10 protein-coding genes are annotated in these 8,007 nt (G+C 62.2%); 1 reads left to right on the forward strand and 9 read right to left on the reverse strand.

Annotated features, from left to right (window positions below; translation table 11 throughout):
* Window positions 1–185: 185 nt before the first annotated feature.
* From madM to mdcA, 9 genes are all read right to left on the reverse strand, one after another.
* Window positions 186–950, reverse strand: coding sequence for a malonate transporter subunit MadM (gene madM, locus B3I26_RS18925; RefSeq protein WP_296259843.1), 765 nt, complete (start codon window positions 948–950; stop codon window positions 186–188).
* 1 nt (window position 951) lies between these two features.
* Window positions 952–1,386: a malonate transporter subunit MadL gene (gene madL, locus B3I26_RS18930; protein WP_296259845.1), complete on the reverse strand. Its 435-nt coding sequence runs from the start codon at window positions 1,384–1,386 to the stop codon at window positions 952–954.
* Window positions 1,387–1,453: 67 nt separating this feature from the next.
* A complete protein-coding gene (gene mdcH, locus B3I26_RS18935; RefSeq protein WP_296259847.1) occupies window positions 1,454–2,389 on the reverse strand; it encodes a malonate decarboxylase subunit epsilon in 936 nt (311 codons plus the stop codon).
* The gene (locus B3I26_RS18940) at window positions 2,386–3,018 is read right to left on the reverse strand and encodes a malonate decarboxylase holo-ACP synthase (protein WP_296259849.1); all 633 of its coding nucleotides are present in this window, start codon (window positions 3,016–3,018) and stop codon (window positions 2,386–2,388) included. Before B3I26_RS18940 ends, mdcH begins: the two co-directional genes overlap by 4 nt.
* Window positions 3,018–3,836: a biotin-independent malonate decarboxylase subunit gamma gene (mdcE, locus tag B3I26_RS18945; protein WP_296260025.1), complete on the reverse strand. Its 819-nt coding sequence runs from the start codon at window positions 3,834–3,836 to the stop codon at window positions 3,018–3,020. The genes B3I26_RS18940 and mdcE overlap by 1 nt, the downstream gene beginning before the upstream one ends.
* A gap of 32 nt (window positions 3,837–3,868) precedes the next feature.
* The gene (locus tag B3I26_RS18950; RefSeq protein ID WP_296259851.1) at window positions 3,869–4,720 is read right to left on the reverse strand and encodes a biotin-independent malonate decarboxylase subunit beta; all 852 of its coding nucleotides are present in this window, start codon (window positions 4,718–4,720) and stop codon (window positions 3,869–3,871) included.
* Window positions 4,713–5,012, reverse strand: coding sequence for a malonate decarboxylase subunit delta (locus tag B3I26_RS18955; protein WP_296259852.1), 300 nt, complete (start codon window positions 5,010–5,012; stop codon window positions 4,713–4,715). The genes B3I26_RS18950 and B3I26_RS18955 overlap by 8 nt, the downstream gene beginning before the upstream one ends.
* Window position 5,013: 1 nt before the next feature.
* Complete coding sequence (locus B3I26_RS18960; RefSeq protein WP_296259854.1) at window positions 5,014–5,904, reverse strand: triphosphoribosyl-dephospho-CoA synthase; 891 nt, start codon at window positions 5,902–5,904, stop codon at window positions 5,014–5,016.
* The gene (gene mdcA / locus B3I26_RS18965; RefSeq protein ID WP_296259856.1) at window positions 5,904–7,577 is read right to left on the reverse strand and encodes a malonate decarboxylase subunit alpha; all 1,674 of its coding nucleotides are present in this window, start codon (window positions 7,575–7,577) and stop codon (window positions 5,904–5,906) included. Before mdcA ends, B3I26_RS18960 begins: the two co-directional genes overlap by 1 nt.
* A 219-nt stretch (window positions 7,578–7,796) precedes the next feature.
* Between mdcA and B3I26_RS18970 the strand changes: the two genes are divergently transcribed.
* The gene (locus tag B3I26_RS18970; RefSeq protein ID WP_296259857.1) at window positions 7,797–7,991 is read left to right on the forward strand and encodes a hypothetical protein; all 195 of its coding nucleotides are present in this window, start codon (window positions 7,797–7,799) and stop codon (window positions 7,989–7,991) included.
* Window positions 7,992–8,007 lie beyond the last annotated feature (16 nt).

Below are 8,007 nucleotides of genomic sequence, written 5' to 3' on the forward strand. Positions count from 1 at the left end.
GATTCTGCCCGAAGGGCGTAGGAGCGCAGCTTGCTCGCGATCGGCTGCGCAGCAGTCGCAAAACCCGCAACCTTTGCCCGCCTGACACACCGCGCCGTGTGGTTTTGCTGCCGGTTACCGAAAGAACGCCCGACCGCGGTCCGCAACAGGCAGGCCTGCGGCCAGAATCAAGGTAGATCCAGTAATTACCCCAAAATCCCGCGCACGATGAAATACAGCAGCGAAGGCCCGAGCAGGCAGCCCAATCCAGTATGGAACGTTGCCGTCAGCGCGCCATAAGGCACCAAGCGTCGATCCGTGGCAGCAAGCCCCGCCGTCACGCCACTCACCGTCCCCGCCAGGCCACCGAACACCATCGCCGAACGTGGGTTGTCGAGCCCCATCCAGCGCGCGGCCATCGGCGTGCCGACCATTACCAAAATCGCCTTGATCAAGCCGGTGGCGATCGACAGCGCCATCACATCCGAAGTCGCCCCCAGTGCTGCGCCGGTTACCGGACCGACGATGTACGTCACCGCGCCCGCGCCAATGGTGGTAATGCTCACCGCATCACGGTAACCGAACGCATAGGCCACGCATGAGCCGACGACAAACGGCAGCAACGTGCCGAGAAACAGCGAGATCGCGCCAATCAAACCCGCCTTCTTCGCTTCGGTGGCCTGAACCTCGAAGGCCGTAGCGACGATAGCGAAGTCTCGCAGCATTGCGCCGCCCATTAGGCCGATCCCGGAAAACAACGCCAGATCCGCCAGCCCCTTTTGCCCGCCAGTCATGATTCCGCCGACCCACGCCAGCACCAGGCCGATCACGATAGCGATAGCCGAACCATGAATGCGGCCGAAGGTCAGTCGTCTGGACAGCACCACGGAAATCCACATCACTACGCCCACCACGGCGAAGGCAGTGACCAGGCCCTGGCTGATCAGATCTTTCTGAATGAGATCCCACATGTCAGCGGCCTCCGGCTGGCGTAACACTCGGCGCGGTCACCGGGTTTTGTACAACGAGTTCGTCTTCCTTGGGCAATGGTTCGCCCTTGTTGGTGCGGCTGATGACAGCGATCGTGCAGGCACAAATCACTACCGATCCGATTGCCGCGATGACGGCAATCGGGCCGCCTTTCAGCGCAGTGACGACGTTTTGCTGTGCCGCCATGGCCACGACCACCGGAATGTACATGGTGCCCCAGAAGCCGACGCCCATTTCGCAGCCTTCGCTCAACCCACCCCGCTTTTGCATATAGAGACGGGCGCAGATCAGCAGGATCATCGCGATCCCGACCCCGCCCACGTTGGATTTGACGCCCAGCAGCACGCCAAGCAGATCACCGAGAATCACCCCCGCCAGGGTGCAGATAGCCAGTAACGCAACGCCATAGATAACCATTGTTCTTATCCTCAATTTGCATCGTCGAAGTTGTTGTTTTTGTGTCCTTCGAAAAGCAGCAACCGGTCTATGAGTGGCGGCGTTCCTCCTCTCGCGACAGCGCGCTCAGGGTATCCAGCCGGGCGCCCTGAAAGGCGACGGCGGACCCTTGCTCAAACACTCGCCGCGCCAGCGCCGTGAGCACGGTGCCGGGCGGCAGTTCGATTTGCAGCCGGGCCCCACGCTCGTAGGCGGTTTGCACGGTGCTGCGCCAGTCGATGACCCGGCACATGTTGAACGCCAGGTCGTCGCGCAGTTTGTCGGGCGTAAAGACCGGCCGCGCGGTGCTGCCGCTCAGGTATTTCAAGGTGGGCACCTGAACGCAGACCTTCGCCAAAGCATCGGCCAGCACTTGCGCAGGTTCGCTCAACAGCTCGCAATGGGAAGGCACGCTGACCGCGAGACGTTTCGCAGCAGCGGCACCCTGCTCTTTCGCCAGCGCGGCGACTTCGGCCATCGCCTGATCGCTACCGGCGATGACGAACTGATTCTCGGCGTTGATATTGGCCAGATACACCGGCGTATCTTCTCGATGGATCTGCTTGACAAGGGCTTCAACCGTGGATTGCTCCACGCCGATCAGTGCCGTCATGCCGTAGCCTTTTGGGTAAGCGTGCTGCATCAGTTCGCCGCGTAGCGCCACCAGCCGCACCGCGTCGGCAAACGTCAGCGCCCCGGCGATTACCGCTGTCGGGTACGCACCAATCGACAGGCCCGCGACGTAGTCCGGGGTATTGCCCTGAGCCCTCAACAAGCGAGCACAGGCAACCCCGGCGATCAACAGGCACAGTTGCACCGCACGGGTCGATTGCAACGCGTCAGGGGTGTCCAGATCCAGAACGTTTTCATCCAGCGCGTCGCTGGCTTCGCGCAGGCATTCGCTAATCAGGGCGTCGCTCGGCAGCGCGTGCAGCATGCCCGGCTGCTGCGCGCCCTGCCCCGGAAATACCCAGAGGCTGCTCATGCCGCGTGCACCTGAGGCTGCCAGGGGTTGTCCACCAACCGGGCGCCGTCGTCAGCCTTGAGCAATACCTTACGCGCTGCCCCTGCCCACTCACGCAATGCCACGGCGCCTGCCGGGGTCTGCAGCTGCAGGTCGATACGGCAGAGCGCGTTATCCAGCGCTTTCACCAGATCAGCCGACCGTTCGCGGCTGAAGAACCGCTCAGTGCGCAGGACCAAATCCAGATCGCTGTCTTGATGCAACACCTGAATGCCGGTGGCCAGTTCGAATCCAACGCCTCCCGCTACGCCCCAAGGCAAACCCAGCGCGTTCATCAGCGAACACCTCTGCCGCAACGCTCGCAAGGCTGGCCAGTGAGCTGCGACGTTATCCAGCGCTTCGATCAGGTGCTCAGGCTGAACCCGGCGGGTGATGTCGGCCATCCTCATCCGCGTCGCAAAACGCTGATCACGCGAATGACCCCGCACGCCAACGGCGATCCAGCCTTGCGCGACCCGCGCGCGACGAACCACCACCGGATGCCCAAGGGTTATCACCTCACACACCCATGCCGGAGCATCGGCAGGCACAGCCGCCACGGGCATGCCCCACAACAAATCATGAGGCTGTACGGGCAGGTTGACGCGCATTACCACTGTGCCCGCAGCAGTTCACGCACCTTGGATGAGGCACTGCGATTGACCGCGCCTAGCCGCGAACCCAATCCATTGTCGCTACCCTGAACATCCTTGATCGCTGCCATCAGGCATTGCTGGACAGAGGTGATATCAGCATCGAACGGCTGTTCGATCTGGCTCACCGAAAGCGTCTCCCAGAGCAACCCCAGCCCGGCATAACTGTCGATGTCATAAGCCATGGGTGGAATGCTGGCGGTGAGTTTTTCCAGTTCTTCGACACTGCGCAATGTGACCCGCGCAGCCGACGCCTTGCCCATGGCGTGAACCATCACACCCGGATCACGCAAGGCAATCAGCCGATTGGCCTGGTATCCGTGAGCAAGAAATGCCCCTGACATCGCCTTGCCCACCAGCAGCCCAATCACTGCATGCCCGGCCAGACGCGCGCGAGCATAGGCGTCTACAGCGCCCGCCAGCGCCTGGTGAATGCCCAACGCCTCTTCGCGGCGGCCGTATGCCTGGCTCGGCACATCGATGATCGCGATCAGCGCGCGTTTCTGCAGATTGTGGTGGTCCAGTTCAATGGCCGCGTCGACGGCTTTCGCCAGCCCCCATCCTTCCAGCAGGCCGACTTCACCCTTTTTTGCGCGAGGAAAGCGATTGGCAGGATCGGCGACTACGGCCAGAAAACGTGCAGGCTGATCCCCCAACTGGCCGTCGGCAGCTTTCACCGAAGCGGGCAGTCCGCCCACCTCGACGGCGCCTGCGCTCAGTGCGTTGAACCAGTTCAGACCTCGGGTGGAGTAGCCGCTTTCTGCGTCTTCGCTCACCGCGTTTTGTTCGCTCACTGTTTTTTGTTCGCTCACGGCTGTTCTCCTTGATACAGGCTGCGCACAGCGGCGGGGTCGATCTGGGTAGAGGTGTCCAATCCAGAGAGCCGTTGCAGATACAATGCGTACTGGCTGCTGCGCTCCTGCGCGGGTCTGCCTGTGTGCAGCAACGCTTGCACCTGCTGCCCAATTGCCTTTATGTCGTCAGCGACGTAGGCATCGGCCAGCCCGCTGGCAAAGCGCTGTTCCCCACCAGTCAGGCTCCAGATGAAGGGCCGGTCGCGTGAGTCATATTCTTCGATCCCGGCTTCCTGCTCGATCACTTGCGGGCCGTTCAAACCCAGCCGCGCCTCTCGGGTGACCACCAGATAACTGCACAGCCCGGCAGCGATGGACATGCCACCAAAGCAACCGACACTGCCCGCCACCACTCCGATGACTGGCTGATAGCGACGCAGATCGACAATAGCCGCGTGAATTTCAGCAATGGCAGCAAGGCCCAGATTGGCCTCCTGCAAACGCACACCACCGGTTTCCAGTAGCAGCACGGCGGCGGTCGGGATACCTTGGCGGTTGTCTTCGGCGGCCAGTTCCAGCGCTCCGGCCATTTTCGCGCCGCCGACCTCGCCCATGCTGCCGCCCTGGAAGGCCCCTTCAATGGCGCAGATCACCACCGGATGACCGCCGATAGCGCCTTTGGCAACGACTACACCGTCATCGGCTTGCGGCACCACGCCTTGTTTGGCCAGCCAGGGCGAAGTGATACGCGCGAACGGGTCGATCAGTTCACGAAAGCTGCCTTCGTCGAGCAAGGCGCGGGCGCGTTGCCGGGCGCCCAGTTCGACGAAGCTGTGTTGTGTCAGAAGGCGAGCGCTGTCAGTCATGGCCGATCTCCTCGAAGCCTTGCTCCAAACGCAGACGCACGACACCGGGCGTCGCGCCGAAATCGTGGATGTCGATGCTCAGCGCGGGCGGCGTTTGCCCGTCGAACATGCGCTCGAACAGATGCTGCCAGCGCGCCGAACTACCATTGACCGAGGTCAGCACCTGAATGGTCAGTTTGCCAGGCTGGCCCGGTTCCAATAGCACTTCGAGGTCGCCTGAGCCGACACATCCCACCAGCGCTCTGCCCAAAGGCGGCTGCCCGGCTGGAAATTCAAAAGACAGGGTTTCCATTTCAGAGAGTCCTCGCTTGATCGCCGAGCGCAGGCTCAAGGCAATCGATAAACAGGCAAGCGGCGAGCAGATCAGCAGCGCCACCGGGGGAGGCATTCAGGCCAAGCAGTTGCTGATCCAGATCGTGCAGCGCGCGACGACCGCTGAGGGTCGCGCTGCCGCCTACATCCAGCACACGCTGTGCGCCTTGCTGCATCGCGTTCAGCCCCTGCTCGCCAGCGCGATACAACACGCAGGTGTCCGAGAGGTTGGTCATGATTGCCAGCAGCGCGTCGAGCCGGGCGTTTTGCTCACCGTGACGAGCCGCGCGGCTGCGCTTGAGCTGTGGCAGGCCAGTTTGAGTCACCGCGGGGAAGCCCATTTGCGCCTGCTCCCGTGCGCCCCTCGCTCCGTATTTGCGAGCGACTTCAGCGCCGTGGCTTTGCGTGTTCGAGACGTGGTTGCGGTCCTCGATCAGTGCCAGACACCCGGCCCGCAGACCAAGCCCGGCAGGCGTCAGATCCGACGGATCCAGCGCAGCTGCCGTGACCAGCAAGCCAAGTGCCCAAATCGCACCGCGATGGGTATTCACGCCATCGGTGGTGCGCATCATGGCTGCCTCGCCTTCACGACCGATGTGGCCAATCGCTTCTCGCAGAGGCTGACCTATCTCGCCGATCTGAAGGGCGACTTCAGCCATTTCCTTGAAGGCGGGCCAGAGCGACAACGCTGACGCGTGCATCAGGCCCAGATGCAAGTCTGTATGCGCGCCACTGCTGCGGCGGTCGACCAGGGCCGGCTTGGGCGACAGATCGGCTTCGTCGATCAGCGCATCCACGGCCAGATCAGCCAGCCGCTCTGCGAGGGACAGCCCGCGTGGCATATCAGTGAACGCTACGTTAAGTGCAAGCATCACCAACTCCTGAATTTCGCAGGCGGGTTGTACAAACCACCGGACCACTCCACCAGCTCGGCGATGCTTTTAGCGGCGAGCAGTTCGCGGCTGGCGTCGGTGCGGCGGATGCCCAGGTCCTCAGGCAGCGCAATCAATCCTTCGCGGCGCATGCGCGCAGTGTCTTTGGGGTTGTGGCGCAGTCCGATAACCGTCACGCCTGCCACGGCGGCGATCATTGCCTGACGCTCCTCCAGACTGCGCGCCTTGTACAAATAGGCGATGCCTTCTTCGGTCAGCAGGTGGGTCACGTCGTCACCGTAGATCATGATCGGCGCCAGCGGCATGCCGCTTTTCCTGGCCACGTCGACCGCATCAAGGGTTTCGACGAACGTGGGTTTGCCACCCTCCTGGAATGTCTCGACCATCTGCACAACAAGTTTTTTGCCGCGTTCAAGGTAGGCGTCGGCGCCCGGGTTCTGCTGGCGCATGTCCAGCCAGGCAGGCGTGCTGTGGCGCCGGCCGTGTGGGTCATGCCCCATGTTCGGCGCGCCACCGAAACCGGCCAGCCGCCCGCGGGTCACCGTCGAGGAATGGCCGTCGCCGTCCACTTGCAAGGTAGCGCCGATGAACAGGTCCACCGCGTATTGTCCGGCCAATTGGCACATCATGCGGTTGGAACGCATCGAGCCGTCGCGGCCGGTGAAGAACACATCCGGGCGCGCCGCGATGTAATTCTCCATGCCCAGTTCGGTGCCGAAACAGTGCACGCTTTCGACCCAGCCGCTTTCGATGGCGGGGATCAAGGTCGGGTGTGGGTTGAGCGTCCAGTTACGGCAAATCTTGCCCTTGAGGCCAAGGGATTCGCCGTAGGTCGGCAGGATCAGCTCGATCGCGGCGGTGTTGAAGCCGATGCCGTGGTTCAGCGACTGAACGTTGTGTTTTTCGTAGATGCCGCGAATCGCCATCATCGCCATTAGCACGTGGACCGGCTTGATATGGCGTGGGTCGCGGGTGAACAGCGGCTCGATGTAGAAAGGCCTATCGGCCACCACCACGAAATCGACCCAGGACGCCGGAATATCGACTCGCGGCAGATCGCTGACGTCATCTACCAACTGATTGACCTGCACGATGACGATGCCGTCGCTGAAGGCGGCCGGCTCGATCAGGGCTGGGGTGTCTTCGGTGCTGGCGCCGGTATAAATGTTGCCTGTGCGGTCGGCCATGAATCCGGCGGACAGCACGACATTGGGAATCAGATCGACCAGCAGGCGCGAATACAGCTCGATATAGGTATGAATCGCGCCCACTTCCAGCAGGCCGTCTTCCAGCAACTGGCTGATGCGCAGACTTTGCGTACCGGCGAAAGAGAAATCGAGTTTGCGGGCAATGCCGCGCTCGAAGAGATCCAGGTGTTCGGCGCGACCTACGCTGGGCATGATCATGTGCAGGTCATGCAACTTGGCCGGATCGGCCTTGACCAGCGAGCGGGAAAGGAAGTCGGCCTGTTTCTGGTTGTTGCCTTCAAGCACCACGCGATCACCGGGCGCAATCAGCGCCTCCAGCGCCGCGACAATCCTGTCGGTGGGCAGAACCACGCCATCGGCGAGGGAACGCACTTGCTCGAGCCGTCGCTGCTTTTCGCTGCGACGACGCGACCAGCGCGGGTCAAGTTTCGTTGTTGTCGTCATGCTGACTCCACGAGTTCGCTGTCGTGGGCCAGATTAGGAGCTATGGGTTGCGGGCATCAATCAAGCAAAGGGCTGGATCGTTACGGTTGGAGTAATGATGACTCACCGGTTGATCCGCACCCTCACCTCCTACGGCCTTCGGCCAGAATCAAAAGCGCCAAAATCAAAGCAGGCTGCGGTAGACGTCGATCCGCTTCTGCCGAAGGCGTAGGAGCGAGCTTGCTCGCGATCTGGCGCGAAGCGGCAGCCAACCCTGAACATGCGCAGTACCTGAAACAAGCGGTCGGCCGGTCTACTGCTGCGGCGCAGCAGATCGCGAGCAAGCTGCGCGCCTACGGCCTTCGGTCCGAGTCAAAAGCGCCAAAACCAAAGCAGGCTGCAGGAGACGTCGATCCGCTTCTGCCGAAGGCGTAGGAGCGCAGCTTGCTCG

The organism is Pseudomonas sp. UBA5706 (genome assembly GCF_002419965.1).
Classification (GTDB): domain Bacteria; phylum Pseudomonadota; class Gammaproteobacteria; order Pseudomonadales; family Pseudomonadaceae; genus Aquipseudomonas.

Coding starts and splice junctions, on each gene's coding strand:
- B3I26_RS18950 (WP_296259851.1), bottom strand. CDS start 4,720: ATGACTGACAGCGCTCGCCTTCTGACACAACACAGCTTCGTCGAACTG.
- mdcH (WP_296259847.1), bottom strand. CDS start 2,389: ATGAGCAGCCTCTGGGTATTTCCGGGGCAGGGCGCGCAGCAGCCGGGC.
- madM (WP_296259843.1), bottom strand. CDS start 950: ATGTGGGATCTCATTCAGAAAGATCTGATCAGCCAGGGCCTGGTCACT.
- madL (WP_296259845.1), bottom strand. CDS start 1,386: ATGGTTATCTATGGCGTTGCGTTACTGGCTATCTGCACCCTGGCGGGG.
- B3I26_RS18940 (WP_296259849.1), bottom strand. CDS start 3,018: ATGCGCGTCAACCTGCCCGTACAGCCTCATGATTTGTTGTGGGGCATG.
- mdcA (WP_296259856.1), bottom strand. CDS start 7,577: ATGACGACAACAACGAAACTTGACCCGCGCTGGTCGCGTCGTCGCAGC.
- B3I26_RS18955 (WP_296259852.1), bottom strand. CDS start 5,012: ATGGAAACCCTGTCTTTTGAATTTCCAGCCGGGCAGCCGCCTTTGGGC.
- B3I26_RS18960 (WP_296259854.1), bottom strand. CDS start 5,904: ATGCTTGCACTTAACGTAGCGTTCACTGATATGCCACGCGGGCTGTCC.